Origin of the sequence: Knoellia sp. p5-6-4, assembly GCF_029222705.1 — a bacterium.
Taxonomy (GTDB): domain Bacteria; phylum Actinomycetota; class Actinomycetes; order Actinomycetales; family Dermatophilaceae; genus Pedococcus_A.
Genome location: NZ_JARGZF010000002.1, coordinates 82,469 through 107,260 on the forward strand (window position 1 = coordinate 82,469; position 24,792 = coordinate 107,260).

The window sequence follows — 24,792 nt, forward strand, 5'->3', positions numbered from 1 at the left end:
CCGGCGCCTCTGGTGTCAGTCAGGCCGAAGCCTGGCTCACGGGGTGGGCGGCGTGATCTTGATCTGCGCCGCCTGGTTGCCGAACAGCGACTTGGCCACCTCGACGGTGGTGCCGTAGCCCACGCCGGCGTCCGACGGGTTTCCGGTGCCCAGCTTGGTGAAGCCGAGGTTCAACCCGTAGAGGCCGGTGGCCGGGCTGCCGTCGGGGTTGACGATCCGCGTGGAGTACGCCGCGTTGTCCTTCGACGGGACGACCACCGAGGCGTCGATGTCGCGCCAGAAGAGCCCGCCGCCACGGAACTCCAGACCCGGGAACCAGCCCTTGTTGTCGGTGAAGGTGCTCACTGGAGCCTGCGGTCCGTGGGTGTTGCACGCCTCGTTGTACTCGGCGTCCACCACGCACTCCTTGAACGCGTAGGTCGGCTGGAGGCCGAACGCGGCGTTCGAGGACTGCGGGCGTGAGGGCAGGTTCTTCAGCGTGCTCGGGTCGAGGGCAGCCGCGGCGCCCGTGCGGCGCAGCGGGTCGAAGTGGCTGTCGACGATGAGCAGGCCGCCCTTCGCGCCCGCACTCGGCAGGGACGTCGAGTTGGACGTGACGTGGTTGACGTTGCCGAGGGACGTGTCGCGATACCAGACCAGCGCACCTGGGGCGTTGTACTTGATCTTCTCGACCTTCCACGAGCCGTCGCCGGCCTGGTAGGTCGTGTCGTAGGCGTACTGCAGGCCCTTGTCGAAGCCGTCGAAGTTGCGCCACTCGACCAGGTAGTACTGCGCGTTCCTCGAGGTGCCGCTGTCGAGCACCCAGCCGGTGCCCGTGGTGTCGACCCACGTGCCGACGGTCGCGGTCCACCCGTTGTTGGCCTCGGCGTCGTCACTCCAGACCGTGGCCGACCCGTTGGTCAGCGCGAGGTCGTCGACGAACCAGCCCGAGTCCTCGAAGCCCGCGTCGGTGGCGTAGAGCAGGCGCACCTTGACGGTCGTGCCCGCGAACGAGGTCAGGTCGACGTAGTCGTGCCGCCAGCCCGCGGTGGCGCCGGTGAGGCCGTACTTCTTGCCGCCGTAGTCCGCCATGCGGCCGTTGGGGTCGGCGTAGTCGTCCTTGGTCGACACCTCGGTGCCGGCCTCGTTGTAGACCTTCTGCTCGGTCCAGGTGGAGCCGCCGTCCGTGGAGACCTCCACGAAGCCGTAGTCCCAGTCCTCCTCGATGTGGAAGTTGTTCCACATCCAGAACTTCGCGTCGGTCGAGCCGGCAGGCACCGAGACATCACGGGTCAGCGAGTTCTTGGCCCATGCCTGGTCGGCGCTCGAGTACCACATGCTCTGCCCGCTGTGCGGAGCGGCGAGCGTGACGGTCTTGGTGGGCAGGTTGACCTTGACGCCGTCCGCGGTGCCCTTGAGCGGCCGCGAGTTCTGGCCCACGACGACCGTGCGCGGGTCGTCGCCGGGGTTGACCTGCACCGGGTCGGCCCAGCCGAGGACCCACTTGTCCCACAGGCCCATGTGCGTCGGCATCGACTGGAAGATCGGGCCGGAGTGCGAGCCGGAGCTCATCAGGTCCCAGAAGTCGACGTCGGAGTCCGCGGCACCGGAGGTGTCGTACAGATCCGGGAGGCCGAGGTCGTGGCCGTACTCGTGCGCGAAGACGCCGACGCCGGAGTCCTCGGGCTGGACGATGTAGTTCGACAGCCGCAGGTCCGTCCCGGGGATCGGGGCGCCCCCGGCCACGGCCGAGGAGTGGGCCCAGAGGGCGTAGGTGCCCTCCGCGCCGCCGCCGCCGGACTTGTCCGCACCGGCGTGCACGAGCACGACGTGGTCGATGACGCCGTCGGGCTCGTAGTAGTTCTGGTCGCCGTCGAGGTCACCCTGGTCCTCGACGTCGTAGTCGGCCCAGGGGAAGTTCGGCTGTGCCTTGGCCAGGGAAGCGACCGCGTCGATCGGCAGCTGGCCGGGGCCGAGCGGGTTGTCGGGGTGGCCCTGCATGTCCTGGATGGCACCGGCCTCGTAGACACCCTCGTCGTTCTTGTGGCAGACGGTGGCGCCGTAGTAGGCCTCGGAGTGGTCCACCTTGACCCACGGGGTGGCCGCCCCGTCGACGGTGTAGGCGCCCTTGGACATCTCCTCGTACATGTTCTTCATCGTGTAGCCGGAGATGTCGATGCCGGGCTGGCCGTCGGGACCCGTCAGGTCGGTGCGCACGCGCTCGGTGATGCCCTCCTTGGTGTAGAGCATCGTGTTGTAGTGCTCGGAGGAGAAGTTCGGCACCCACATCGAGTTGTTGTCGGGCTGCTCGCCGTCCGCCGGGTTCGGGAGGTTGTTGTGCAGCGGGCCGTTCTGGACCGAGCCCGGCTTGCAGGTCGTCGCGCCGAACTCGGTCGGCACCTGCACCCCGCTGAAGTCGTCGTTGGCCTGCTCGTTGAACTCGACCAGGATCGTGAGGAGCTTGGCGACCTGGGTGGCCTTCGCGCCCTTGTACTGGCTCTTGATGGCCTTGGGGCTCGTGCCCTCCTTGATGGCCCTGGCCTCGAGCCTGGCCAGCTCGCGTGCCGTCACGGGGTTGCCCTTGGCGTGCTTGCGGTCGACCTTCATCGCCCGTGCCAGGGCGTCGCCGCGCTGCTGGGCTGCCGTGCCGCCCTTGGTCACCTTCATGTCGGTGCCGAACGCCTTCTCCGCGCGGGGAGAGACGTAGTTGATGTAGTACCCGGAGTCGGCCGTGGCCGCGTCCGTCGCGGGCGTGCTGGCCGCTGTTGCGGTACCGCTCGCCCCTGCTGTCGCGACTCCTGCTGCCACCATGGCGATCGTGGGTACGACCGCCGCGGCGACTCTGCGCGACCTTGCGATCCTGCGTCGAGTCATGCTGTTCCCCTCATGTCGCCCCCGACGTCCTTGTCGAGGGACCCACGTGTCCTGATCGAGGGCACGTGGGCCGCATGATGCACCCCCGGGGCCAGCGTTGGGAAGACCCAGTTTCGCTGCGGAGCCGGCAGCTCGGGTGCCGACGCACCCGGGTGCGTGAGAATGGGGGGCATGAGCGTCGCCGGCGTCGACCTGCGCGTGCCGCCCGGTCCCGGGCTGCCGCAGGGCCTCGTCATCCCCGCAGATGAGCTCGTGGAACGGTTCAGCCGGTCACAGGGGCCGGGCGGCCAGGGCGTCAACACCACCGACAGCCGCGTCGAGCTGCTCTTCGACCTCGCCGCCTCGACAGCGCTCACGCAGACCCAGCGCAGCCGTCTCGGAGAGGCCCTGGGGCCCCGGCTGGTCGATGGTCGGGTGGTCGTCACGGCCTCGGAGCACCGGTCCCAGCTGCGCAACCGCGCCGCCGCCCGCGACCGGCTGGTGGCGCTCCTGCGCGAGGGCCTGGCTCCCCCGCCCCCGCCGCGACGGCCGACCCGCCCCCCACACGCGGCTCCCAGCGCCGACGGCTGGAGGCCAAACGGCTTCGGGGCGAGGTCAAGTCGGGAAGGGGTCGGGTCCGGCGTGAGCAGTGACCGGCCGACTGGCGCGCGGGGCGTCGCCGACCGCCTCGAGGCCGAGCTCGCCGAGACCAGCGCCCGGCTCGAGGCCCTCCGGCGCGACTTCGACGGCGTGGTCGCGGCGTCCGCCGACTCCAACGCCGACGACGAGCACGACCCGGAGGGTGCCACCATCGCCTTCGAGCGCTCCCAGATCGCCGCCCTCGTGCGGCAGGCCGAACGCCACCTCGCCGACGTGCGGCAGGCCCTCGCCCGGCTGGAGGCGGGCAGTTACGGCATCTGTGAACGGTGCGGCGAGGCCATTCCGGGAGAACGGCTCGAGGCGCGCCCGGTGGCCCGCACGTGCGTCGGCTGCGCCTGACTGACCGGGCAGTCCGCTCCCTCGGGGCGCAGGCAGGGGCGAGCTGGGGGGACCCGCCGCGCGAGGCCTCCTGATCTGGTTGAGTGGCGTCAGACCCGTGCAGCACGCTTCGGGCAGTCAACGTCGACTTGAGGAGAGGCCATGAAGGTCGGGATCCCCCGCGAGGTCAAGAACCATGAGTACCGGGTGGCGATCACGCCGGCCGGCGTCCACGAGCTCGTGCTGCACGGCCACGAGGTCTTCGTGGAGAAGGACGCGGGCGTGGGCTCCTCCATCCTGGACGAGGACTACGTCGCCGCGGGGGCGACCATCCTCGACACGGCCGACGACGTCTGGGGCACAGGCGATCTCATCCTCAAGGTCAAGGAGCCGGTGGCTCAGGAGTACCACCGGATGCGTGAGGGCCAGGCGCTCTTCACCTACCTGCACCTCGCGGCCGACAAGCCCCTCACCGAGGAGCTCGTCAAGCGCAAGGTGACCGGCATCGCCTACGAGACGGTCGAGCTGCCCGACCGCAGCCTGCCGCTGCTCGCGCCGATGTCGGAGGTCGCGGGCCGGCTGGCGCCGCAGGTGGGCGCCCAGGCCCTCATGCGGGCCCAGGGCGGCCGCGGCATCCTCATGGGCGGGGTGTCCGGCGTCTACGCGGCCAAGGTCGTCGTCATCGGCGCCGGGGTCTCGGGCATGAACGCCGCCGCCATCGCCCTCGGCATGCAAGCCGAGGTGCTGCTGCTCGACCGCGACATCGCCAAGCTTCGCCAGGCCGACTTCCTCTACCAGGGCCACTGCCAGACGGTCGCCTCCAACACCTACGAGATCGAGCGCGCGATCAGCGACGCCGACATGGTCATCGGCGCGGTGCTGGTGCCCGGCGCCAAGGCGCCCAAGCTCGTCACCAACGAGCAGGTCTCGCGGATGAAGCCGGGGTCGGTGCTCGTCGACATCGCGATCGACCAGGGCGGCTGCTTCGAGGACTCGCGGCCGACCACCCACGCCGACCCGACCTACATGGTCCACAACTCGGTCTTCTACTGCGTGGCCAACATGCCCGGCGCCGTGCCGCACACCTCCACCTACGCCCTCACCAACGTGACCCTGCCGTATGCCGTGGCGCTGGCGAACAAGGGCTGGCGCCAGGCGCTGCGCGACGACCGCCCACTGGCGCTCGGCCTGAACACGCACGACGGGGCCGTCACCTACGGACCCGTGGCCGAAGCCCACGGCATGGAGTCGGTCACCCTCGACAGCGTCCTGGCCTGAGGCTGCCCGGTGCTGCTGCGTGACCTCGTCGAGGCCTCCGCCGCGGTGGCCTCGACGAGGTCACGCGTGCGCAAGGCCGAGGTCATCGCCGAGGTGCTGCGCCGGTGCGACCCCGACGAGGTCGCCACGGCCGCGAGCTGGCTCTCGGGGGTGCTCCCCCAGCGTCGGGTCGGCGTCGGGTGGCGGGGCCTGGCCGACCTGCCGGCACCGGCAGTGCAGCCGTCGCTGAGCCTTGCGGACACAGACACCGCGCTGAGCGCCCTGGCTGCGGTCGCGGGCTCCGGTTCGGCGACCACGAGGTCCGCCGCCCTCCGGGACCTCTTCGGCAGCGCCACCGTCGAGGAGCAGCACTGGCTGCGCCGCCTCATCACCGGCGAGATGCGCCAGGGCGCCCTCGACGGCGTCTCCCTGCAGGCCATCGCGCTCGCAGCGGACGTGCCGGAGTCGGCGGTGCGGCGCGCGGTGATGCTCGCCGGCCACGCCGGCCCGGTGGCCGCTGCCGCCCTCACCGGCGGCACGGAGGCCCTCGACGCCATCGGGCTCGAGGTCGGCAGGCCGGTCCGGCCGATGCTGGCGGCCTCCGCCCCTGACGTGCCCGCTGCGGTCGGGCAGGCCAGCACCGACGGCGCGACGGTGGTGGACGGCAAGCTCGACGGCATACGGGTCCAGGCGCACCGCCGCGGTGACGAGGTCCGGGTCTTCACCCGGAGCCTGGACGACATCACCGAGCGGGTGCCGGAGGTCGTCGAGGCCGCCCTCGCCCTCGACGGGCAGGTGCTGGTGCTCGACGGAGAGGCCATCGCGCTCGGAGACGGGGGGCGTCCGCTTCCCTTCCAGGACACCGCCGCCCGCACCATGAGCTCCAAGGCTGTCGAGGCGCTGCGGCGCCAGGTACCGCTCAGCGTCTTCTTCTTCGACCTGCTGCACCACGAGGGTGAGGACCTCATCGACCAGCCCGCGCAGGAGCGCTTCAGCCGGCTCGAGGCGGTCGTGCCGCCCGGGCTGCTCGTGCCGCGGCTGTGGGCCGAGCACCCGGAGGCCGCTCAGGGCTTCTTCGACGAGCTGGTGTCGGCAGGGCACGAGGGCGTGGTGGTCAAGGACGCCGACGCCCCCTACGCCGCCGGCCGCCGCGGGGCGGGGTGGGTGAAGGTCAAGCCGCGGCACACCCTCGACCTCGTGGTGCTCGCGGTCGAGTGGGGCAGCGGGCGGCGGCAGGGCCTGCTGTCCAACATCCACCTCGGCGCCCGCGACCCGCAGACCGGCGGCTTCGTCATGCTGGGCAAGACGTTCAAGGGCATGACCGACGCCATGCTCGCCTGGCAGACCGAGCGGTTCCTCGAGCTCGAGACCGGCCGCAGCGGGCACGTCGTGCACGTCCGACCGGAGCAGGTGGTCGAGATCGCCTTCGACGGCGTCCAGCGCTCGTCGCGCTACCCCGGTGGCATGGCGCTGCGCTTCGCCCGGGTGCTGCGCTACCGCGACGACAAGAGCGCCGAGGAGGCCGACACCGTCGAGACCGTTCGGGCGGTCGCCGGCCGCACCTGACCCGTCAGGCGCCGCTGCGAGAATGCGTCCGGGGTGTCAGCCGCGCCTCGGGGGCAGGGGGACGAAGCCGCTGGTGCGGCGCACGTACTCGGCGTAGCCGGGACGGCGGTCGCCGATGTCCTTCTCCAGCAACGCTGCTCCGGTGCCCTTCGCGAGGTTCCAGGTCATGAATGCCGGCGAGAGCACGAACAGGATGCCGGGCCAGGCGTCGAAGGCGATGAGCGACAGGCCCCACCACACGCAGGCGTCGCCGAAGTAGTTCGGGTGGCGGGTGTAGCGCCACAGGCCGGTGTCGAGCACCCTGCCCCTGTTGGCGGGGTCGGCCTTGAAGCGCTCGAGCTGCCAGTCGCCGACCCCCTCGAAGAAGAGGCCCACGGCCCACACGACGACTCCCAGCCACGCCACGACGCCGAGCGCGTCCGGCTGCACCATCGCGACCTGCACCGGCAGGGAGACGAACCACATGACGGCCCCCTGCGTGAGGTAGATGCGTCGCACGGCGAAGGCGGTGCGGCTGCCCGGAGCCCTGGCCAGCAGCTCCTCGTAGCGCGGGTCCTCGCCCTTGCCCCGCGAGCGACGGTGGATGTGCCCGGCGAGGCGCAGCCCCCACACGGCCGTCAGCCCGAGCGTGAGCCACGACCGCGCGGGGTCGCCGTCCCCGACGAGGAAGGCCGCCAGCGCGACCGCCACGAAGCCGAGCCCCCACGCCACGTCGACGACCGCGTGCTTCCCCAGCCGCAGCGCCGCGACGAGCGCCAGGCCGAGCACCAGCACCACGGCCCCCACGGTCCACGGGAACAGTGCGAGGAGGTCGCCCCACTCGAAGGCGCCCCCGTCGGCCGGTGACGCGGCCGTCACCGCCGCACCGCCGGCATGCCGCTCTCACCGCGCGGACCGCGGCGCACCGCCAGGATCTGGTCGACCCCCATCCGGCCCTCCTCGAAGGCCAACGCGCCACCGACGAGGTAGAGGCGCCACACCCGCGCGACCTCGTCGCCGACCAGGGCGGTCACCCGGTCCCAGTTCGCCTCGAAGGTGTCGTACCAGGCCTGCACAGTGCGCACGTAGTGCTCGCGCAGCGCGTGCACGTCGCGCACCTCGAGCCCGGCGTCCTCTATGAGCGCCACCGTCTCCCCCACCGGTCGCATCGACATGTCGGGCGCGATGAACGCCTCGATGAAGGGGCCCCCGCCGGGCTTGGTGCGCCGCGACATCTGCTGGACGAGCGCCCGGCCGCCGGGGCGCAGGCGGTCGTGGATGACGCGGGTGTAGACGGGGTACTGCCGCTCGCCCACGTGCTCGCCCATCTCGATCGAGGAGACCGCGTCGAACCCGGTCTCGGGCACGTCGCGGTAGTCCTGCAGCCGGATCTGCACCCGGTCACCGAGGCCCCGCTCGGCCACCCGCTGGTCGATGAAGCCCTTCTGCTCGGCCGAGATCGTCACCCCGGTGACGTGGGCGCCCACGTGCTCGGCGGCATACAGGCTCAGCGAGCCCCACCCGCAGCCGATGTCGAGCAGCCGGCTGCCCGGTCCCAGCCCGAGCTTGCCGCAGACGAGGGCGAGCTTGTCGCGCTGCGCGTCCTCGACGCCGTAGCCCGGGTCGTCGGAGGTCCAGTAGGCGCACGAGTAGGCCATGTGGGGGTCGAGGACGAGGGAGTAGAAGTCGTTGGACAGGTCGTAGTGGTGCGCGATGGCGTCGCGGTCACGGCCCTTGGAGTGGAGGCGGCCGCGCAGGCGGGCCTGTGAGGCCGGCGGTGCCGGCGGCAGCCCGAGGACCCCGAGGTCGCCGGCGAGCCGCACCGCGGCCACGAGGTCGCCCGGGCGGGGCCTGCGCGTGCCACCGGCGCGCACGGTGGACCAGACCCGGCGCAGGCCGTCGAGGAGGTCGCCCTCGAGGTCGAGCTCGCCGGTCACGTAGGCCTGCGCGAGGCCGAGCTCCCCCGGGCGGGCCACCAGCCGCCGCAGCGCGTCGGGCGAGGCGATGACCACCGTCGGCGCATCCTCGGGTCCCGCGTGGGTGCCGTCCCAGGCGCGCACCCGCACGGGGAGCGCCCCACCGAAGAGCGGCTCGACCAGCGCGGCCACTCGCCCCGCGACCCCTGCGGCAGTGGAGGTGTGCTCTGCGGTGGTGGTCATCGAGGGCCCCTTTCCCGGTTCGACGGCAGCCGAACAGCCCGCCCGGCAGGAGGTGTTCGCAGTGGCGGCCACCCCCGGATGGGAGACCCCGTGGTGCCGAACCCCCATGGGCTTTCTACCGTGGTCGCCATGGAACTGCGCGTCTTCACCGAGCCCCAGCAGGGCGCCACCTACGACGACCTCCTCGCGGTCGCCCGCGCGGCGGAGGACCTCGGCTTCGCCGGCTTCTTCCGCTCCGACCACTACCTGCACATGGGCGGTGACGGCGGGCCGGGCCCCACGGACGCCTGGACCACCTTGGCCGGGCTCGCCCGGGACACCTCGAGCATCCGGCTGGGGACGCTGGTCTCGTCGGCGACCTTCCGGCTGCCGGGTCCGCTCGCCGTGACCGTCGCCGGGGTCGACCAGATGAGCGGCGGGAGGGTCGAGCTCGGGCTCGGGGCCGGCTGGTTCGAGGCCGAGCACAGCGCCTACGGCATCCCGTTCCCTGACGTGCGCGAGCGCTTCGACCGCCTCGAGGAGCAGCTCGCCGTCGTCACCGGCCTGTGGGGCACACCGGTGGGCCGGACCTTCACGCACGAGGGCCGCTTCTACCCCGTCACCGACTCGCCCGCGCTCGCCAAACCGGTCCAGGAGGGTGGTGTGCCGGTGATCATCGGCGGCGCCGGGCGCCGGCGCACTCCTGCCCTCGCCGCCCGGTATGCCGCCGAGTTCAACGCCGCGTTCCAGGCCGCCGAAGAGACGGCGCACCTCTTCGAGCGCGTGCAGCGGGCCTGCCGCGAGCACGGACGCGACCCGGGAACCCTCGTGCTCTCGGCGGCCCAGGTGCTGTGCCTCGGCGAGGACGAGGCGGCCGTGCGCCGGCGAGCCGCGGCGATCGGGCGCGAGCCCGACGAGCTGCGCGCCAACGGCCTCGCCGGCACGCCGGAGGAGGTCCTCGAGAAGGTGCAGGCCTTCGCACGGGTCGGCGCGTCCCGGCTCTACCTGCAGGTGCTCGACGTCTCGGACCTCGACCACCTGGCGGCGGTGGCCGAGCTGGTCATGCCCAAGGTCACCTGACCCCTAGGCTGTCGGCCGTGCTCGAGCAGATCACCGCGACCCGTTACGTGACCCCCCTGCGCGAGGGCGGGTCGCTGCCGGGCGTCGTGGAGGCCGACGACTGCGGCACCTACGTGCTGAAGTTCTGCGGCGCCGGACAGGGCGTCAAGGTGCTGGTCGCCGAGGTCGTCGTCGGCGAGCTGGCCCGACGGCTCGGGCTGCGCGTGCCGCGCCTCGCGCTCGTCGACCTCCGGGCCCCCATCGCGCGCTACGAGGCCGACGAGGAGGTGCAGGACCTGCTCACCGCCAGCCTCGGCCTCAACCTGGGCATCGACTTCCTGCCCGGGTCCTTTGGCTACGACGGCTCCCGTCCGCCATCACCCGAGCAGGCCGCCGACATCGTGTGGCTCGACGCGCTGGTCGCGAACGTCGACCGGACGTGGGCCAACCCCAACCTCCTGGTCTGGCACGGCGAACCCTGGTGCATCGACCACGGCGCCGCCCTCTACTTCCACCACCAGTGGCCGAGCCGCGGGCCCGACCCGCAGCGGTTCGCCGCCCAGCCCTACGACGCGAGCAGGCACGTGCTGGCCGACGTCGCCGCGAGCATCCCCGAGGCGCACGCGAGGCTGTCGCGCCGGGTGACGGCCACCCTGCTGGACGAGGTGGTGGCCCAGCTTCCCGACGCCTGGCTGGAGGAGGCACCCGGGCTGGACTCCCCCGGTGCCGTGCGCACGGCATACCCTGAGCACCTGCTCGCCCGCGTGGCCTCGACGGCCTGGCTCCCGGGAGGTGCGCGATGAGCACGGTCGGCGCGAAGGGGACCTTGCAGGGCTACCAGTACGTCGTGCTCCGCTGCGTGCCCCGCGTCGAGCGCGAGGAGTTCGTCAACGTGGGTGTCGTCCTCTACAGCCAGGCTGCGGACTTCCTGGCGGCGCGCTACGAGGTCGACGAGGCGCGCCTGCAGGCGCTCGCGCCCGACCTCGACACCGCCGAGGTGGCCGACGCCCTCGAGACCGTGTGCCAGGTGTGCCGCGGTGTCAGCGGCGGCGGGCTGCCCGATCTCGGCGGCCTGGGCCGTCGGTTCGGCTGGCTCAACGCGCCCCGGAGCACCGTCGTGCAGCCGGGACCCGTGCACGGAGGCCTCGCGGCCGACCCCGCCGCCGAGCTCGAGCGGCTCGTCGCACGGCTGGTTGGACCGACCGACCGCGGCTAGGGTCGCGCCATGAAGCTCGATCGCCAACAGCCACCCAACCCCTACGACTTCCTGCCGCCGGTGCCGTCGTTCACGGTGACGAGCGACTCCTTCGCCGACGGCGGCGAGGTGCCGTCCAAGCACGCGGTCGACGGCAGCAACGTCTCGCCGCAGCTGTCCTGGAGGGGAGCCCCCGAGGGCACCCGCGGCTACGCCGTCACGTGCTTCGACCCCGACGCGCCGACGCCGTCGGGATTCTGGCACTGGACCGTGCTCAACATCCCGGCCGACGTCACCGAGCTGCCGGAGAACGCCGGCGCCGCCGGCGGCGCGAACCTGCCGGACGGCGCCTTCCAGGTCGTGAACGACTACGGCAAGAAGGCGTTCGGCGGTTGCGCCCCGCCTCCCGGCGACCACCCGCACCGTTACTACTTCGTCGTGCACGCGCTCGACACCGACGACCTGGGCATCGACGACTCGGTGACCGCGACCGCCGCGTCGTTCAACACGGTCATGCACACACTCGGACGCGCACAGGTGATGGCGCACTACCAGAACGCCTGAGCTGCGCGGCCGGCGGGCGGGGCTGCCGCAGGTCCCCGCCCCGCCCGTGAACCGGTCACGACATCAACGGGCTCCCCTGCGCAAATTTGACCGGTTCGCTGGGTAGGGTCCCCGCATGAGCTCTACAACGGTGGGGGCCGAACGCCGCCGCGCGTCCGCGATGGCCTTCGGGTACCTCGTGCCGGCCCTGCTGGTCTTCGCAGTCTTCGTCTTCTGGCCGCTGGCCAAGTCGATCCTCCTCTCGGTGCAGGGGACGGACATCATCGGCAACCCCAGCGGCTTCGTCGGCTTCGTCAACTACACGCGGCTCTTCACGGACCCGGATTTCCTCCAGGTGCTGTGGGTGACCTTCGCGTTCACGGTTCTGACGGTCTTCCCCAGCATCGCGATCGCCCTGGTGGTCGCCCTGCTGCTGCAGGGTCGGATCCGCGCCGTCCGCTTCTTCCGCACGGCGTTCGCCCTCCCCTTCGCCTTCTCGGTGGCCACGGCCTCGGTGATCTTCGGGGTGCTCTACAACCCGGCTTCGGGCGTCCTCAACGGCCTGTTGTCCTACGTCGGCGTCGACAAGGTCCAGTGGCTCACCGACCCCGACCTCGCGATCTGGTCGGTGGCAGCTGCGACGGTGTGGATGCAGCTCGGCTACAACCTGCTCGTCATCTCCGCCGGCCTCGGCGCCCTGCCCGAGGACGTGCTCGAGGCCGCGCGGCTCGACGGCGCCTCCGGCCTGCGGCTGCAGCGCTCGATCATCATGCCGCTCATCACGCCGCAGCTGTTCTTCCTGGTCGTCGTCGGCACGATCCACGCCCTGCAGAGCTTCGGCCAGATCAAGATCCTGACCGTGGGCGGGCCCGAGGGCACGACCACGACGCTCGTGTACTCCATCTACGAGCAGGCGTTCGCCAACAACAACTCCAACTACGGCTACGCCTCGGCCCAGGCCATGGTGCTGCTGCTCGTGGTGCTGGCCATCACCGCCGTCCAGTTCGGCGTGCTCGAGCGAAAGGTGTTCTACCGGTGAGGAACCCGCGCACCGCCCGGCCCCGTCGCGGAGGCTGGGGCTCCTACCTCGTCCTCGGGCTGCTGTTCGTCGTCGTGCTCTTCCCGGTCTACTACGGGCTGGTGGGCTCGTTCATGGGCGAGCGGGACACCAACTCCTTCCCGCCGGCGCTGTGGCCGGTCAACGGCCTGCACCCGGAGAACTACAGCGACGCGCTGGGGATCATCCCGCTGGGCAACCAGTACCTCACCAGCGTGCTGCAGACGCTCGTCATCACCGCCGGCCAGATGGTCACGAGCGCGCTGGCGGCCTACGCCTTCGTCTTCCTGCCGCTGAAGTGGCGGGCGTTCTGGTTCGGCCTGTTCCTCAGCACGATGATGATCCCCTACGAGTCGATCATCATCCCCAACTACCTGCTCATCTCGCAGTGGGGCCTGAAGGACACGATCGCCGGCCTGACCCTGCCGTTCCTCGCGACCGGCTTCGGCGCCTTCCTGCTGCGCCAGTCCTTCCTGTCCTTCCCCATGGAGCTGCGCGACGCGGCCCGGGTCGACGGCGCGGGGCACGTGCGGTTCCTCTTCTCGATCCTGCTCCCCCTGAGCCGTCCGAGCCTCGCAGCCCTCGGCATCTGGTCGGCGCTGTCGGCCTGGAACATGTACTTCTGGCCGCTGCTGGCCACCGAGGACCCGCGCCACCAGACCATCCAGATCGGCATCAGCCAGCTGCAGACCTCCGACGGGGACTCCCCCGGCATGGTGCTGGCCGGTGTGATGCTCGCGCTCTTCCCCACCCTGCTGCTCGTCATCTTCGGGCAGCGCTTCATCGTCCGCGGGCTCACCGCGGGTGCCGTCAAGTAGTTCAAAGGAGACCACGACGTGTTCAGCTCAAGCAGGGGGACCGCCCGACCGGCGCGGCTCCGGTATGCCGTGCCGGCGGGCCTCGCCTCGTTGACGCTCCTCCTCGCCGCCTGCGGCGGCGACAGCGCCGGTGGCGATGCCGCAGGCGCTCCGGAGGCCGGCGCGCTCGACAAGGCCAGCGGTGTCACGACCGTGTCGTTCTGGCACGCCATGGACGGCAAGAACGCCGAGGCCCTCACCAAGCTGGTGAACGACTTCAACACCGCCAACAAGGGCAAGATCGAGGTCAAGGCCACCTACGCGGGCAAGTACGACGACGCGATCACCAAGTACAAGGCCGCGATCCAGAGCAAGTCGACACCCGACGTCATCCAGATCTACGACATCGGCACGCAGTTCATGATCGACGCCAAGCAGACCGTGCCCATGCAGTCGTTCATCGACCGCGACAAGGTCAACGTCGGTGACCTGCAGCCCAACATCACCGGCTACTACTCGGTCGGCGGCAAGCTGCACTCGATGCCGTTCAACACCTCGATGCCGGTCATGTACTACAACAAGACGCTCTTCGAGAAGGCCGGTCTCGACCCCGAGAAGCCGCCGACCAACCTCGAGGAGATCCGCGCCGCCGCGGAGAAGCTGTCGAAGAAGAGCGGCGGACCGGCCGACTACGGCTTCGGCGCGGCCATCTACGGCTGGCTGCTCGAGCAGTTCATCGCCACCAGCGGCAGCGAGTACTGCGACCAGGGCAACGGCCGCGACGGCAAGGCGACCAAGGTGCAGTTCGACCAGGGCACGGCCATCGACGTCGTCACGTGGTGGCAGAAGATGGTCAAGGACGGCCTCGCCGCCAACACCGGCCGCGACACCAAGTCGGCCCAGGCCGCCTTCAAGTCCGGCCAGCTGGCCATCAACCTCGAGTCGACCGGCCAGCTCGGCGGCTACAGCGAGGCCGCCAAGCAGGGTGGCTGGGAGCTCGGCGCGGCGAACTACCCGCACGTGAAGGCCGGCGACACCAGCGGCCCGATCATCGGTGGTGCCTCCCTGTGGATCAACGGCGTCGGGCACAAGGACGCCAACAAGGAAGCCGCCTGGCAGTTCGTGAAGTTCCTGGCCGAGCCCAAGAGCCAGGCCACCTGGCACACCGACACGGGCTACTTCCCCATCTCCAAGGGCGCCCTCAACGAGCCGATCGACGTCGAGTACCGCAAGGCCAACCCGCTGTTCGACGTGGCGGTGAAGCAGCTGGAGGGCACCGAGCTGACCAAGGCGACGCAGGGCTGTCTGCTCGGTGTCATGCCGCAGGCGCGCAAGGCCTCCGAGGACGGCCTGGAGGCCGTGCTCAACGGCGGCGACCCGCAGCAGTCCATGACCAAGGCGGCTCAGGGGCTCGAGGCCCAGATCAAGAGCTACAACGACTCGGTGAAGTAGCCGAGCCACCGACGCGGCAGCGCCCGCGTCACCCCCGCTGCGGCGGGCGCAGGGCCCAAGCGGCCACGGCGCCCGCCGCAGCCACGTTCAGGGAGTCCACTCCCCCGGCCATCGGGATGGTCACGGTCAGGTCGGCCGCCTCGATCGTGTGGTGCGACAGGCCGTCGCCCTCGGTGCCCAGCACCAGCGCCAGGCGCTCGGGCGGGTCGGCGGCAAGGGCGTCGAGGCTCACCGCGTCGTCGGCGAGGGCAAGGGTCGCCACGGTGAACCCGTTCTCCTGCAGTGTCGCCACCCCACCCGGCCACGGGTCGATGCGCGTCCACGGCACTTGGAAGACTGTGCCCATGGAGACGCGGATCGCCCTGCGGTACAAAGGGTCCGCGCACCGCGGTGTCACCAGCACGGCGTCCACGCCGAGCGCCGCGGCCGAACGGAACACCGCCCCCACGTTGGTGTGGTCCACGATGTCCTCGAGCACCATCACCCGTCGGGCCCCGCTCACGAGCTCCTCGACCGGGGACAGCGCCGGCCGTTGCACCGATGCCAGCGCGCCCCGATGGAGGTGGAACCCGGTCAGCTGCTCGATCACCTCGTGCGGACCGACGAAGATGGGGATGCCGTCCTCCTCAGCCGCGCCCACCAGGTCGGCCAGGTCGGTGAGCCACCGCTCGGCCATGAGGTACGAGCGCGGTCGGTGCCCTGCCGCCAGCGCCCGACGGATCACCTTCTCCGACTCGGCGATGTAGAGACCTCGCTCGGGCTCGGTGCGCCGGCGCAGCGCCACGTCGGTCAGCGCCACGTAGTCCGCGAGGCGGGGATCGGCGGGGTCGTCGATGTGGATCGGCACGCGCCAATCCTGCCCCAGGCCCGGGACCGGGGCTTCGGCCGCCCTCCACCAGGGCACCACGTCTGGTGCGGCAAAAGGGGCTTGCGCAGTCACTACTCAGCGATACTATGTACTGGTAGTCAGTGACACTGAGTAGACGAAGGGTGCTCCATGGGCAAGCAGGAGACGGAGATGCTCAAGGGGACCCTGGAGGGCATCGTCCTGGCGATCCTGTCCGCCCGGCCCGCGCACGGCTACGAGATCACGGCGTGGCTGCGCGACCAGGGCTTCTCCGACATCGCCGAGGGCACCGTCTACGCGTTGCTCGTCAGGGTCGAGAACCGCGGCCTCGTCGACGTCGAGAAGGTCCCGTCCGAGAAGGGACCGCCGCGGAAGGTGTACTCGCTCAACGCTCGAGGACGCGAGCACCTCGAAGAGTTCTGGAGGACCTGGAGCCTTCTCGCAGAACGAATTCACCGGCTCCGCGAAGGAGAGGACTGACATGCGAATCCCTGACCTAGCCACCAAGGCGATCGGCGAGAAGCGTCGGTGGCGGCAGTACAAGGCGCGTGTGGCGCTGCTCCCCCCGAACTACCGCGGCGCGGCGAAGGGGGTCGAGCGCTACCTCATGCACGCCGGCGGGGTGTCTGACGGCGAGACCGCGATGCGGATGCTCGAGGACCTCGCCGACCTGTTCGAGCAGAGCGTGGCGAACGGCTCGTCCGTTCGCGACGTCGTCGGCGAGGACCCCGTCGAGTTCGTCGAGGCGTTCATCCGCAACTACGACGAAGGCAGCTGGCTTCGCAGGGAGCGGGACCGGTTGGTCAAGGCCATCGACGACGCCGAGGCGGAAGAAGGGCAGGGCTCGCGATGACGACGCCCGCGGCAGTTGCACCTGCCATCGGGGTGCAGGGTCTGGAGAAGTCCTTCAAGGAGCTCGAGGTGCTGCGCGGTGTGGAGTTCGAGGTGGAGCGGGGCAGCATCTTCGCCCTGCTCGGGTCGAACGGGGCGGGCAAGACCACGGTCGTGAGAATCCTGTCCACGCTCCTGCGGGCCGACGCGGGGACGGCCAGCGTCAACGGCTTCGACGTCGCCACGCAGGCCGCGGACGTGCGGGAGTCCATCAGCCTCACAGGCCAGTTCGCGGCCGTCGACGACATCCTCAGCGGGCGGGAGAACCTCGTGCTGGTCGCCCGGTTGCGGCACCTCCAGGACCCGGAGACGATCGCGCACGACCTGCTCGATCGCTTCTCGCTGAGCGACGCCGCAGCGCGCAAGGTGTCGACCTACTCGGGCGGCATGCGCCGGCGCCTCGACATCGCGATGAGCCTCGTCGGGAACCCGCCGGTCATCTTCCTCGACGAGCCGACGACCGGGCTCGACCCCCAGGCGCGGGTCGAGGTGTGGCGGACGGTCAGGGAGCTCGCCGAGCGCGGCACGACCGTGCTGCTCACGACGCAGTACCTGGACGAGGCCGAACAGCTGGCCGACCGGATCGCGATCCTCCACGGGGGTCGGATCATCGTGAACGGCACCCTCGCCGAACTCAAGCTGCTGCTCCCACCCGCCACGGTCGAGTACGTCGAGAAGCAGCCGACCCTCGAAGACGTCTTCCTCGCCCTCGTCGGTGACGACGGCAGGGACCGCGACGCCGTCGCCGCACCGTCAGTACGCAAGACTGAGGAGCAACGATGACCACGCACTTCTTCGGTGACACCGTCGTGCTCACAGGACGATCCCTGCGCCACATCACGCGCAGTCTGGACACCATCATCACGACAACGGTCATGCCGATCGCCTTCCTGCTGCTGTTCGTCTTCGTGTTCGGGGGCGCGATCAGCTCAGGGTCGGACTCCTACGTGGACTACCTGCTGCCCGGCATCCTGCTCATCACGGTTGCCTCGGGCGTCTCCTACACCGCGTTCCGGCTCTTCCTGGACATGGACAGCGGCATCTTCGAGCGGTTCCACTCCATGCCGATCACACGGTCGTCCGTGCTGTGGGCGCATGTGCTGACCTCATTGGTCGCCATCCTGATGTCGCTGGTGGTCGTCGTGCTCGCAGCCCTCCTCATGGGCTTCCGCTCTGGTGCCGGCGTCCTGGCGTGGCTCGCGGTCGCCGGGATCCTGACCCTGTTCACCCTGGCGCTGACGTGGCTGGCCGTGATCCCCGGTCTCTCCGCGAAGACCGCGGACGGCGCGAGCGCGTTCTCCTACCCGCTCATCCTCCTGCCGTTCATCAGCTCGGCCTTCGTGCCCACCGAGACCATGCCCGGCCCGGTGCGCGCCTTCGCCGAGCACCAGCCGGTGACGTCCATCGTCGACGCGGTCCGCGACCTGCTCACCCAGCAGCCGGTGGGCACCGACATCTGGCTCGCCCTTGCCTGGTGCGGCGGACTCCTCATCGTGGCGTACGTCTTCGCCACCGTGATCTACCGTCGCAGGATCTCCTAGACCCCCGTCGCCCGGCCTCCCTCGTCAGCGCGATCAGGTGGCGAGGGCCCGAACGATCACGCTGGTCCCGGCAATCGTGCAGAACCACAGCACCGCCAACCTCAGCCGGCCACGGTCGAGACGCTCGCGCAGCGGGCCGGCGGCGACGTACCCGAGCGCGACGAAGGGGATCCACGACAGGCCCGCCCGGAGCTGGTCGCCCGTGAACTCCCCCACGAGCGCCAGGCCGAGGACCGCGAACGCCGTGCCGGCGAGGAAGAAGGCGGCCAGGGTGGCCCGCAACCGCGTGGGCCGCTCGTGCTGCAGCACCAGGGCCAGGAAGGGCCCGCCGATGGAGGCAGCCGTCCCTGAGATCCCTGCGAGGGCCCCGGCCACGGCGGCGTTGCGGTCGGTGGCGCGCATCTCGATGGCCCAGACCGACGCCGCCACCGAGAGCAGGACCAGCAGGCCCACCAGGACGGAGATCGCCTGCACGGACATCAGGGCCACGACGGCGACGCCGACAGGGGTGAGCAGCGCCCGGCCTCCCAGGGCGATGCCGAGGGGCCGCCACGCGATGTCGGCAGGCGCGTGCGCGAGCTGCACCACCGGCAGGCTGAAGCTGGTCACCAGCAGCGCCCCCGGCATCAGCTCGGGCGCGAGCACCACGACGAACGGCGCTGCCACGAGGGCCATCCCGAAGCCGATCGAGCTCTGCACGAACGCGCCGGCGAACAGCGCGAGCCCGAGCGGGAGCACCACTCCCCACTCCATCAGAGCAGCGCAGCCATCAGGGGAACCAGACCATCTTCACGATGGCGACGACGCCGATGACGATGATGAACGCTCGCAGGCCGTTCGGGGGCAGGCGTCGGCCGACCGTGGAGCCGATGTAGCCGCCCGCCAGCGCGCCGAGGGCGACCAGACCCGCTGCGGGCCAGTCGATCCTGTCCCGGGCCACGAGCATGAAGGTCACCGCGGCGACCGCGTTCACGACGGTGCCCAGGACGTTCTTGTAGCCGTTGAGGCGCTGGAGCGGCTCGCTGCTCAGGGCGCTCAGGAGGCCGATGAGGATGACCCCCTGGGCTGCGCCGAAGTAGCCCCCGTAGATCCCGGCGACGAGGACGCCGCCCATCATGACGGGCTGGTGCCACGGCACCACCGCGTCACGGTGCCGCCGCACCGCAGCGTCCTGCAGGCGTGGCCCGAGCACGACCAGCACGAGGCCGAGCGCAATCAGCGCCGGCACGATGGCGTTGAACGCCTCGGGCGGAAGCACCAGCAGCAGCACCGCGCCGATCACCGCGCCGAGCAACGACATCGGCACGAGGCGGCGCAGCGTGCGCGTCGCGCCCCGCAGCTCGGCGCGGTAGCCGTGCACGCCCGTCAGGCCTCCGGCCACCAGTCCCACGGTGTTCGACACGTTGGCGACGACCGGTGGGTAGCCGAAGAAGAGCAGCGTGGGAAAGGTGATGAGCGTCCCGGAGCCCACGATGGTGTTGATCGTGCCGGCCGCCATGCCCGCGAGCAGGATGCAGAGGGCTTCGACGGCAGACACCCGGCAACCCTAGCGACGCCCCCGCCGGCCGGCTTCCCGGGCCCGCACAGCGGTATGCCGCCGGCTCGGGTGAGCGGACGGCATACCGGCGGCGGGTGGTCGGGCTCTCAGGCCGGCGGCGTGCCGGGCTGGCCGCCCTGCGCGGGTGGCGGCACCGGGGGCACCGCGGGCTCGGTGGCCGGGTCGCCCGGCTCCGGCTCGGGCACGGCGTCAGCCGGCGGCGTCATGGGGGGCTGCACCCGCGGGGCCGGGGTGGCGTGCTCGGTGGCCTCGCGGCTGGCGCGCCCTGCCTGGCCACGGGCCTCGGCCAAGGCCTGCCTGGGGTCCTCGAGGGCGGTCTCCTCGAAGGCCGTGCCGAGGTCGCCCGGGTCGACCCAGGCCTCGTCGTCGCCCCCGGAGAACGTGCCGCCGCCCTCGCCGCGTCCGAGCATGCCGCCGATCCCCTTCAGGGCGTCGGTCAGCTCGCTCGGGATGATCCACATCTTGTTGGCGTCGCCGCGGGCGAGCTGCGGCAGCACCTGGAGGTACTGGTAGGCGAGCAGCTTCTGGGTCGGCTTGCCGCGGTGGATGGCGTCGAAGACCTGCTGGATGGCCCGGGCCTGGCCCTGGGCCTCGAGGATGCGGGCCTGCGCCGAGCCCTCCGCGCGCAGGATCTGGCTCTGCTTCTCGCCCTCGGCGGTGAGGATCGCGGACTGCTTGGTGCCCTCGGCATACAGGATCTGGGCGCGGCGCTCGCGCTCGGCCTTCATCTGCTTCTCCATCGACTCCTGCACCGACATCGGCGGGTCGATGGCCTTGAGCTCCACGCGGTTGACCCGGATGCCCCACTTGCCGGTTGCCTCGTCGAGGACCCCGCGCAGCTGTGCGTTGATCTGGTCGCGGCTGGTGAGCGTCTGCTCGAGGTCGAGCGAGCCGATGACGTTGCGCAGGGTCGTGACGGTGAGCTGCTCGATTCCCTGGATGAAGTTGGCGATCTCGTAGACCGCGGACTTGGCGTCGATCACCGAGTAGTAGATGACCGTGTCGATGTTGACGACGAGGTTGTCGGAGGTGATGACCGGCTGCGGCGGGAACGAGACGACCTGCTCACGCAGGTCGACGGTGGCGCGCACCTTGTCGACGAACGGCACGAGGAAGTGGATGCCGCCCTCGAGGGTGCGCGAGTAGCGCCCGAGCCGTTCGATGATGAGCGCCGTCTGCTGCGGGACGATCCGCACCGTGCGGATGATGACGATCCCCGCGAAGATGAGAAGCAGCAGCAGGACGATGTAGCCCGCTCCGATTTCCATGTGTGGTCATTCCCCTCTGTTGGAGAGCGCGTTGCCGGCGACGATCGCCGTGGCCCCCTGGATTGACACGACCCGGACCCGCTGCCCCGGCGTGAGTGGTGTGTCGCCCTCGGCGAGCCTCGCCGACCACGTCTCACCGGCGAGCTTGACCCGGCCGTCGGTGTTGGTGACCGTCTGCAGGACCCAGGCGGTGCGGCCGACGAGGCTGCCCGCGCCGATCGTCGCCGACGCAGCTGTCTCGTTGAACTTCCTTCTCACCCAAGGGCGGACGGCCACCAGGAGCGCGACCGCCACGACGACGCCCACCACGATCTGCAGGGCGAACGGCGCTCCGAACGCGGCGGCCACCGCCGAGGCCAGCGCCCCAGCGGCCAGCATGATGAAGACGAAGTCGACCGTCGCCGCCTCGATCGCTGCCAGCACCAGCGCCACCCCGACCCAGATGAGCCAGGGGTTGTCGCCCAGCCACTCCATGGTTTCCCCTCCGTCAGTGCCTGTGTTCCGTTACGACGCCGAGGCCGGCCCCTGCGTTCCCGCACCGTTGCCGGCGCGGGCCGACCAGCGGTCGCCGTGGCGGTCGAGCACGAGCGGCAGCCCGAACGTGGCCGAGAGGTTCTCGGCCGTCAGGGTGATCTCGATCGGCCCCTGGGCGACCACCCTGCCCTCGCGCAGGAGCAGCACGTCGGTGAAGGACGGGGGGATCTCCTCGACGTGGTGGGTCACGAGCACGAGCGCCGGCGCCTCGACGTCGGCGGCCAGCCCGCCCAGGCGGCGCACGAGGTCCTCGCGCCCCGCGAGGTCGAGGCCGGCAGCCGGCTCGTCGAGCAGCATGAGCTCGGGGTCGGTCATGAGCGCTCGTGCGATCTGCACCCGCTTGCGCTCCCCCTCCGAGAGGGTGCCGAACCGTCGGTCGGCGAGATGGTCGGCCCCGAGCGCCTCGAGCAGCTCCGCCGCCCGCTGGTGGTCGAGGGTGTCGTAGGCCTCCCGCCAGCGGCCGACCACGCCGTAGGACGCGGTGACCACGACGTTGTGCACCACCTCGTCGCCGGGGATGCGCTCGGCCAGCGAGGCGGAGGCCAGGCCGATCCGCGGACGCAGCTCGAACACGTCGACCGTGCCGAGCACCTCGGTGAGGACGCCGGCCACCCCGCGCGTGGGATGCATCCGGCCGGCCGCCAGCTGGAGCAGGGTCGTCTTGCCGGCTCCGTTGGGGCCGAGGATGACCCACCTCTGGCCCTCCTCGACCTCCCAGGTGATGTCGTCGAGCAGGGTGCTCTGACCCCGCACGACGCTCACACCGGCGAACTCCAGGACGTCACTCATGGCCCCGACCCTAGTTGAAGCACCACCCGTGGCGGCGCCGACGTGCCCGGTCGTCGCAGCCCGTTACGGCGGCATCCTGACCGGGCGTCAGCGCATCCGGCTCGGGCAGGCTCCCTAGGATGGTTCGGTGCCCGAGCTGCCCGCCTCCGTCCGCCTCGCCTTGTGGACCACTGCGTCGTGGAACGCCGGCTCGTCCCTGGAGGCGGCCGTCGCCGCCGCGCTGCCGGACATCGACCACGTCGCCGGTGACCTCGGGCGCCTCGACCTCTGGCGCGACCTCGGTGAGCAGGCCCTGTTGGTGGCGCTGCCCGCCCCCGGCGACCTCTCCGGCCTGCCGGGCGCCGGGTCGGATGCCCAGGGCGCGGCCGCCGAGGCCGGTGAGTGCGTCTACGTGCCGGGCATGGGTGGTCTCCTCGTGCCGGTCCTCGACACCTTCGGCAGCGTCGGGGGCTCGGCCCTCGACACGGGCACCCGGGTCGACTGGAAGGCCTACGACGCCGACCCGGTGCCCCGCCACCGGGTCGAGGGGCTCGAGCCCTCCCAGCTCGAGCGGCACCTCCGGCTCGAGCTCATCGAGGTGACCGAGGCCCTCGACCGGGTCGGTGGGCAGCCCTTCTCCCCGTCGGCGGCCCGTGACCTCGCCGACGCGGCCCTCGGCGGGCGCTGGGGCCTGCCGGACGGGCTGCCGGCTCGGGCCCAGCGGACCATCGCGCTGGCGGGCACCGTCGCCCAGATCTGCGACGCCGGGTTGGCCGGCCCCGACGACGCGCTCGACACCGCCACGTCGGCAAGCCGCCGGTCCCTGCTGCTGCGCCTGCAGCGGGCGGCCGACCACGCCCTTGCCGACGCCACGAACGCCGCCTGCGCCGTTCTGGCCGGATGGCGCCCGGCGTGAGAGCGTGAGGCATGGCTGAGCACACGCGTTCCGCGGAGGAGACCGTCCGGGCCTGGCACGACGCAGTGAACAGCGGGGACGTCGAGGCTGCGGTGGCGCTCTGCACCCCCTCCGTCGCTGTCGGTGGCCCGCAGGGCACCGGTCACGGCCACGAGCTGATGCGCGCCTGGCTGAGGCGCTCCGGCATACGGCTGGAGCCCCAGCACCCGCTGCGGGAGGTGGACGGGCGCGTCTTCGTGCACGAGCGCGCGCAGTGGACGACGACGGAGCACGCCCCGGCGCAGGCGCCGACCGAGCACCCGGTCGACACGTGGGCGGTGTTCACCGCGGCCGACGGCCTCGTGACGTCGGTCAGCCGGTACGAGACCGAGGACGACGCCCTGCACGCCGTGGCAGCGGGCGACTAGGCCAGGGCCCGGCGCCGCAGCACGTCGAGGTAGACCTGCATCGTCCGGTCGCCGATCGTGGCCCACGAGAAGGCGTCCAGCGCCCGCCGGCGCCCTGCCAACCCCATCCGGTCGGCGCGCGCGGGGTCGCTGACGGCGTCGTTGAGGGCGGCTGCGAGGTCGCTCACGAACCGGTCCGGGTCGACGGGCGTGCCGGTGCCGTCCTGCACCTGCTCGATGGGGACCAGCCAGCCCGTCTCCCCGGGCACGACCACCTCGGGGATGCCGCCGGTCGCGGTCGCGACCACCGGCAGCTCGCAGGCCATCGCCTCGAGGTTCACGATGCCGAGCGGCTCGTAGACCGACGGGCACGCGAAGACGGTGGCGCAGCTCAGCAGGGCCACGACCTCGCCGCGCGGCAGCATCTCGGGGATCCACACGACCCCGTCGCGCTGCGAGCGGAGCGTGTCCATGAGTGCCTCGACCTCGGCCAGGATCTCCGGGGTGTCCGGCGCGCCCGCGCACAGCACGACCTGCACCTCCGGAGGCAGCGCCGCGGCCGCCCGCAGCAGGTAGGGCAGGCCCTTCTGACGGGTGATCCGCCCGACGAAGATGACCGACGGGCGTTCCGGGTCGACCCCGTGCCGGCGGGCGATGTCCGGGTCGGGGTCGCGCTGCCACAGCTGCGCGTCGATGCCGTTGTGCACCACGTGCACCCGCTCGGGGTCGATGGAGGGGTAGGCGCGCAGCACGTCGTCGCGCATGCCTGCGCTGACCGCGATCACGGCGTCGGCCGCCTCGTAGGCGGTGCGTTCCACGAAGGAGGACACCCGGTAGCCGCCGCCGAGCTGCTCGGCCTTCCACGGGCGCATCGGCTCGAGGCTGTGCGCCGTGACCACGTGCGGCATCCCGCCGAGCAGGGAGGCCGTGTGGCCGGCGAAGTTGGCGTACCACGTGTGCGAGTGCACGAGGTCGGCCCCGAGGCAGTCGCCGGCCATCCGCAGGTCGACCCCCATGGTCTGCAGGGCCGGGTTGGCGTCCGCCAGGTCCGGCAGGTCGGCGTAGCCGTAGGTGCCCGCCTCGTCCCTCGGCAGGCCGAAGCAGCGCACCCGGGTGTCGACGTCGCCCCGCACGCGCAGCGCTCGGACGAGCTCGGCCACGTGGACCCCGGCGCCGCCGTAGATCTGGGGCGGGTACTCCTTGCTGAGGACGTCGACTCTCACCTCCGCG

Annotated in this window: 26 protein-coding genes and 1 pseudogene; 17 read left to right on the forward strand and 10 right to left on the reverse strand. The window is 71.3% G+C overall.

Annotated features, from left to right (window positions below):
- Positions 1–36: 36 nt before the first annotated feature.
- Entirely contained in the window at positions 37–2,790 is a 2,754-nt protein-coding gene (locus tag P2F65_RS11830; RefSeq protein WP_275807694.1) for an immune inhibitor A domain-containing protein, read from the reverse strand.
- A gap of 234 nt (positions 2,791–3,024) precedes the next feature.
- Here P2F65_RS11830 and arfB point away from each other — a divergent pair.
- From arfB to P2F65_RS11850, 4 genes and pseudogenes are all read left to right on the forward strand, one after another.
- A pseudogene (gene arfB, locus P2F65_RS11835) lies at positions 3,025–3,485 on the forward strand (alternative ribosome rescue aminoacyl-tRNA hydrolase ArfB).
- Entirely contained in the window at positions 3,475–3,831 is a 357-nt protein-coding gene (locus P2F65_RS11840; protein WP_275807697.1) for a TraR/DksA C4-type zinc finger protein, read from the forward strand. The pseudogene arfB and the gene P2F65_RS11840 overlap by 11 nt, the downstream one beginning before the upstream one ends.
- Before the next feature lie 141 nt (positions 3,832–3,972).
- Positions 3,973–5,088, forward strand: coding sequence for an alanine dehydrogenase (gene ald, locus P2F65_RS11845; protein WP_275807700.1), 1,116 nt, complete (start codon positions 3,973–3,975; stop codon positions 5,086–5,088).
- Positions 5,089–5,097: 9 nt separating this feature from the next.
- On the forward strand, positions 5,098–6,633 hold the full coding sequence (locus tag P2F65_RS11850; RefSeq protein ID WP_275807703.1) for an ATP-dependent DNA ligase: 1,536 nt from the start codon (positions 5,098–5,100) through the stop codon (positions 6,631–6,633).
- A gap of 36 nt (positions 6,634–6,669) precedes the next feature.
- On the opposite strand, the gene P2F65_RS11855 is transcribed toward P2F65_RS11850, so the two are convergent.
- On the reverse strand, positions 6,670–7,491 hold the full coding sequence (locus tag P2F65_RS11855) for a DUF1295 domain-containing protein (protein WP_275807705.1): 822 nt from the start codon (positions 7,489–7,491) through the stop codon (positions 6,670–6,672).
- Positions 7,488–8,771, reverse strand: a complete 1,284-nt coding sequence (locus P2F65_RS11860; RefSeq protein ID WP_275807708.1) for a class I SAM-dependent methyltransferase — start codon at positions 8,769–8,771, stop codon at positions 7,488–7,490. The genes P2F65_RS11855 and P2F65_RS11860 overlap by 4 nt, the downstream gene beginning before the upstream one ends.
- A gap of 129 nt (positions 8,772–8,900) precedes the next feature.
- Between P2F65_RS11860 and P2F65_RS11865 the strand changes: the two genes are divergently transcribed.
- The 7 genes from P2F65_RS11865 to P2F65_RS11895 all read left to right on the forward strand — a co-directional run bounded on the left by P2F65_RS11865 (position 8,901) and on the right by P2F65_RS11895 (position 14,853).
- On the forward strand, positions 8,901–9,830 hold the full coding sequence (locus tag P2F65_RS11865; RefSeq protein WP_275807713.1) for a TIGR03560 family F420-dependent LLM class oxidoreductase: 930 nt from the start codon (positions 8,901–8,903) through the stop codon (positions 9,828–9,830).
- A 17-nt stretch (positions 9,831–9,847) separates the two neighbouring features.
- The gene (locus P2F65_RS11870) at positions 9,848–10,612 is read left to right on the forward strand and encodes a HipA family kinase (protein ID WP_275807715.1); all 765 of its coding nucleotides are present in this window, start codon (positions 9,848–9,850) and stop codon (positions 10,610–10,612) included.
- Positions 10,609–11,025, forward strand: a complete 417-nt coding sequence (locus P2F65_RS11875) for a DUF3037 domain-containing protein (protein ID WP_275807718.1) — start codon at positions 10,609–10,611, stop codon at positions 11,023–11,025. Before P2F65_RS11870 ends, P2F65_RS11875 begins: the two co-directional genes overlap by 4 nt.
- 9 nt (positions 11,026–11,034) lie before the next feature.
- Positions 11,035–11,568, forward strand: a complete 534-nt coding sequence (locus P2F65_RS11880) for a YbhB/YbcL family Raf kinase inhibitor-like protein (RefSeq protein ID WP_275807721.1) — start codon at positions 11,035–11,037, stop codon at positions 11,566–11,568.
- Between the two features lie 115 nt (positions 11,569–11,683).
- On the forward strand, positions 11,684–12,586 hold the full coding sequence (locus P2F65_RS11885; protein ID WP_275807722.1) for a sugar ABC transporter permease: 903 nt from the start codon (positions 11,684–11,686) through the stop codon (positions 12,584–12,586).
- Complete coding sequence (locus tag P2F65_RS11890) at positions 12,583–13,422, forward strand: carbohydrate ABC transporter permease (protein WP_275807725.1); 840 nt, start codon at positions 12,583–12,585, stop codon at positions 13,420–13,422. The genes P2F65_RS11885 and P2F65_RS11890 overlap by 4 nt, the downstream gene beginning before the upstream one ends.
- 18 nt (positions 13,423–13,440) lie before the next feature.
- Complete coding sequence (locus P2F65_RS11895) at positions 13,441–14,853, forward strand: ABC transporter substrate-binding protein (RefSeq protein ID WP_275807728.1); 1,413 nt, start codon at positions 13,441–13,443, stop codon at positions 14,851–14,853.
- Positions 14,854–14,881: 28 nt separating this feature from the next.
- On the opposite strand, the gene P2F65_RS11900 is transcribed toward P2F65_RS11895, so the two are convergent.
- Complete coding sequence (locus P2F65_RS11900; RefSeq protein ID WP_275807731.1) at positions 14,882–15,700, reverse strand: RNA methyltransferase; 819 nt, start codon at positions 15,698–15,700, stop codon at positions 14,882–14,884.
- A 150-nt stretch (positions 15,701–15,850) separates the two neighbouring features.
- Here P2F65_RS11900 and P2F65_RS11905 point away from each other — a divergent pair, with 150 nt between their 5' ends.
- Genes P2F65_RS11905 through P2F65_RS11920 form a run of 4 tightly spaced genes read left to right on the forward strand, consistent with a single transcriptional unit; the run spans position 15,851 to position 18,132 of the window.
- Positions 15,851–16,180 (forward strand): PadR family transcriptional regulator, encoded by a 330-nt coding sequence (locus tag P2F65_RS11905; protein ID WP_275807733.1) that lies wholly within the window; start codon positions 15,851–15,853, stop codon positions 16,178–16,180.
- Between the two features lies 1 nt (position 16,181).
- On the forward strand, positions 16,182–16,553 hold the full coding sequence (locus P2F65_RS11910) for a DUF1048 domain-containing protein (RefSeq protein ID WP_275807737.1): 372 nt from the start codon (positions 16,182–16,184) through the stop codon (positions 16,551–16,553).
- Positions 16,550–17,374: an ATP-binding cassette domain-containing protein gene (locus tag P2F65_RS11915; protein WP_275807740.1), complete on the forward strand. Its 825-nt coding sequence runs from the start codon at positions 16,550–16,552 to the stop codon at positions 17,372–17,374. The genes P2F65_RS11910 and P2F65_RS11915 overlap by 4 nt, the downstream gene beginning before the upstream one ends.
- Positions 17,371–18,132, forward strand: coding sequence for an ABC transporter permease (locus P2F65_RS11920; RefSeq protein WP_275807743.1), 762 nt, complete (start codon positions 17,371–17,373; stop codon positions 18,130–18,132). Before P2F65_RS11915 ends, P2F65_RS11920 begins: the two co-directional genes overlap by 4 nt.
- Before the next feature lie 33 nt (positions 18,133–18,165).
- Here P2F65_RS11920 and P2F65_RS11925 read toward each other — a convergent pair whose 3' ends face one another.
- The 5 genes from P2F65_RS11925 to P2F65_RS11945 all read right to left on the reverse strand — a co-directional run bounded on the left by P2F65_RS11925 (position 18,166) and on the right by P2F65_RS11945 (position 22,281).
- On the reverse strand, positions 18,166–18,885 hold the full coding sequence (locus P2F65_RS11925) for a TSUP family transporter (RefSeq protein ID WP_275807746.1): 720 nt from the start codon (positions 18,883–18,885) through the stop codon (positions 18,166–18,168).
- 16 nt (positions 18,886–18,901) lie between these two features.
- A complete protein-coding gene (locus P2F65_RS11930; RefSeq protein ID WP_275807748.1) occupies positions 18,902–19,669 on the reverse strand; it encodes a sulfite exporter TauE/SafE family protein in 768 nt (255 codons plus the stop codon).
- Positions 19,670–19,776: 107 nt separating this feature from the next.
- Complete coding sequence (locus tag P2F65_RS11935) at positions 19,777–20,958, reverse strand: SPFH domain-containing protein (protein WP_275807750.1); 1,182 nt, start codon at positions 20,956–20,958, stop codon at positions 19,777–19,779.
- Between the two features lie 6 nt (positions 20,959–20,964).
- On the reverse strand, positions 20,965–21,432 hold the full coding sequence (locus P2F65_RS11940) for an NfeD family protein (RefSeq protein ID WP_275807752.1): 468 nt from the start codon (positions 21,430–21,432) through the stop codon (positions 20,965–20,967).
- Between the two features lie 30 nt (positions 21,433–21,462).
- On the reverse strand, positions 21,463–22,281 hold the full coding sequence (locus P2F65_RS11945; protein WP_275807754.1) for an ABC transporter ATP-binding protein: 819 nt from the start codon (positions 22,279–22,281) through the stop codon (positions 21,463–21,465).
- A gap of 127 nt (positions 22,282–22,408) precedes the next feature.
- Between P2F65_RS11945 and P2F65_RS11950 the strand changes: the two genes are divergently transcribed.
- Both P2F65_RS11950 and P2F65_RS11955 read left to right on the forward strand, forming a co-directional pair.
- Complete coding sequence (locus P2F65_RS11950) at positions 22,409–23,176, forward strand: hypothetical protein (RefSeq protein ID WP_275807755.1); 768 nt, start codon at positions 22,409–22,411, stop codon at positions 23,174–23,176.
- A gap of 11 nt (positions 23,177–23,187) precedes the next feature.
- The gene (locus tag P2F65_RS11955) at positions 23,188–23,583 is read left to right on the forward strand and encodes a nuclear transport factor 2 family protein (protein WP_275807757.1); all 396 of its coding nucleotides are present in this window, start codon (positions 23,188–23,190) and stop codon (positions 23,581–23,583) included.
- Here P2F65_RS11955 and glgA read toward each other — a convergent pair.
- Positions 23,580–24,785 (reverse strand): glycogen synthase, encoded by a 1,206-nt coding sequence (gene glgA / locus P2F65_RS11960; protein ID WP_275807759.1) that lies wholly within the window; start codon positions 24,783–24,785, stop codon positions 23,580–23,582. The genes P2F65_RS11955 and glgA overlap by 4 nt on opposite strands.
- Positions 24,786–24,792 lie beyond the last annotated feature (7 nt).

Excerpts from the sequence above, each read along its gene's own strand:
- P2F65_RS11830 (WP_275807694.1), bottom strand. The coding sequence starts at position 2,790 with ATGGTGGCAGCAGGAGTCGCGACAGCAGGGGCGAGCGGTACCGCAACA.
- ald (WP_275807700.1), top strand. The coding sequence starts at position 3,973 with ATGAAGGTCGGGATCCCCCGCGAGGTCAAGAACCATGAGTACCGGGTG.
- P2F65_RS11860 (WP_275807708.1), bottom strand. The coding sequence starts at position 8,771 with ATGACCACCACCGCAGAGCACACCTCCACTGCCGCAGGGGTCGCGGGG.
- P2F65_RS11865 (WP_275807713.1), top strand. The coding sequence starts at position 8,901 with ATGGAACTGCGCGTCTTCACCGAGCCCCAGCAGGGCGCCACCTACGAC.
- P2F65_RS11875 (WP_275807718.1), top strand. The coding sequence starts at position 10,609 with ATGAGCACGGTCGGCGCGAAGGGGACCTTGCAGGGCTACCAGTACGTC.
- P2F65_RS11880 (WP_275807721.1), top strand. The coding sequence starts at position 11,035 with ATGAAGCTCGATCGCCAACAGCCACCCAACCCCTACGACTTCCTGCCG.
- P2F65_RS11885 (WP_275807722.1), top strand. The coding sequence starts at position 11,684 with ATGAGCTCTACAACGGTGGGGGCCGAACGCCGCCGCGCGTCCGCGATG.
- P2F65_RS11905 (WP_275807733.1), top strand. The coding sequence starts at position 15,851 with ATGGGCAAGCAGGAGACGGAGATGCTCAAGGGGACCCTGGAGGGCATC.
- P2F65_RS11910 (WP_275807737.1), top strand. The coding sequence starts at position 16,182 with ATGCGAATCCCTGACCTAGCCACCAAGGCGATCGGCGAGAAGCGTCGG.
- P2F65_RS11915 (WP_275807740.1), top strand. The coding sequence starts at position 16,550 with ATGACGACGCCCGCGGCAGTTGCACCTGCCATCGGGGTGCAGGGTCTG.
- P2F65_RS11920 (WP_275807743.1), top strand. The coding sequence starts at position 17,371 with ATGACCACGCACTTCTTCGGTGACACCGTCGTGCTCACAGGACGATCC.
- P2F65_RS11925 (WP_275807746.1), bottom strand. The coding sequence starts at position 18,885 with ATGGAGTGGGGAGTGGTGCTCCCGCTCGGGCTCGCGCTGTTCGCCGGC.
- P2F65_RS11935 (WP_275807750.1), bottom strand. The coding sequence starts at position 20,958 with ATGGAAATCGGAGCGGGCTACATCGTCCTGCTGCTGCTTCTCATCTTC.
- P2F65_RS11940 (WP_275807752.1), bottom strand. The coding sequence starts at position 21,432 with ATGGAGTGGCTGGGCGACAACCCCTGGCTCATCTGGGTCGGGGTGGCG.
- P2F65_RS11945 (WP_275807754.1), bottom strand. The coding sequence starts at position 22,281 with ATGAGTGACGTCCTGGAGTTCGCCGGTGTGAGCGTCGTGCGGGGTCAG.
- P2F65_RS11955 (WP_275807757.1), top strand. The coding sequence starts at position 23,188 with ATGGCTGAGCACACGCGTTCCGCGGAGGAGACCGTCCGGGCCTGGCAC.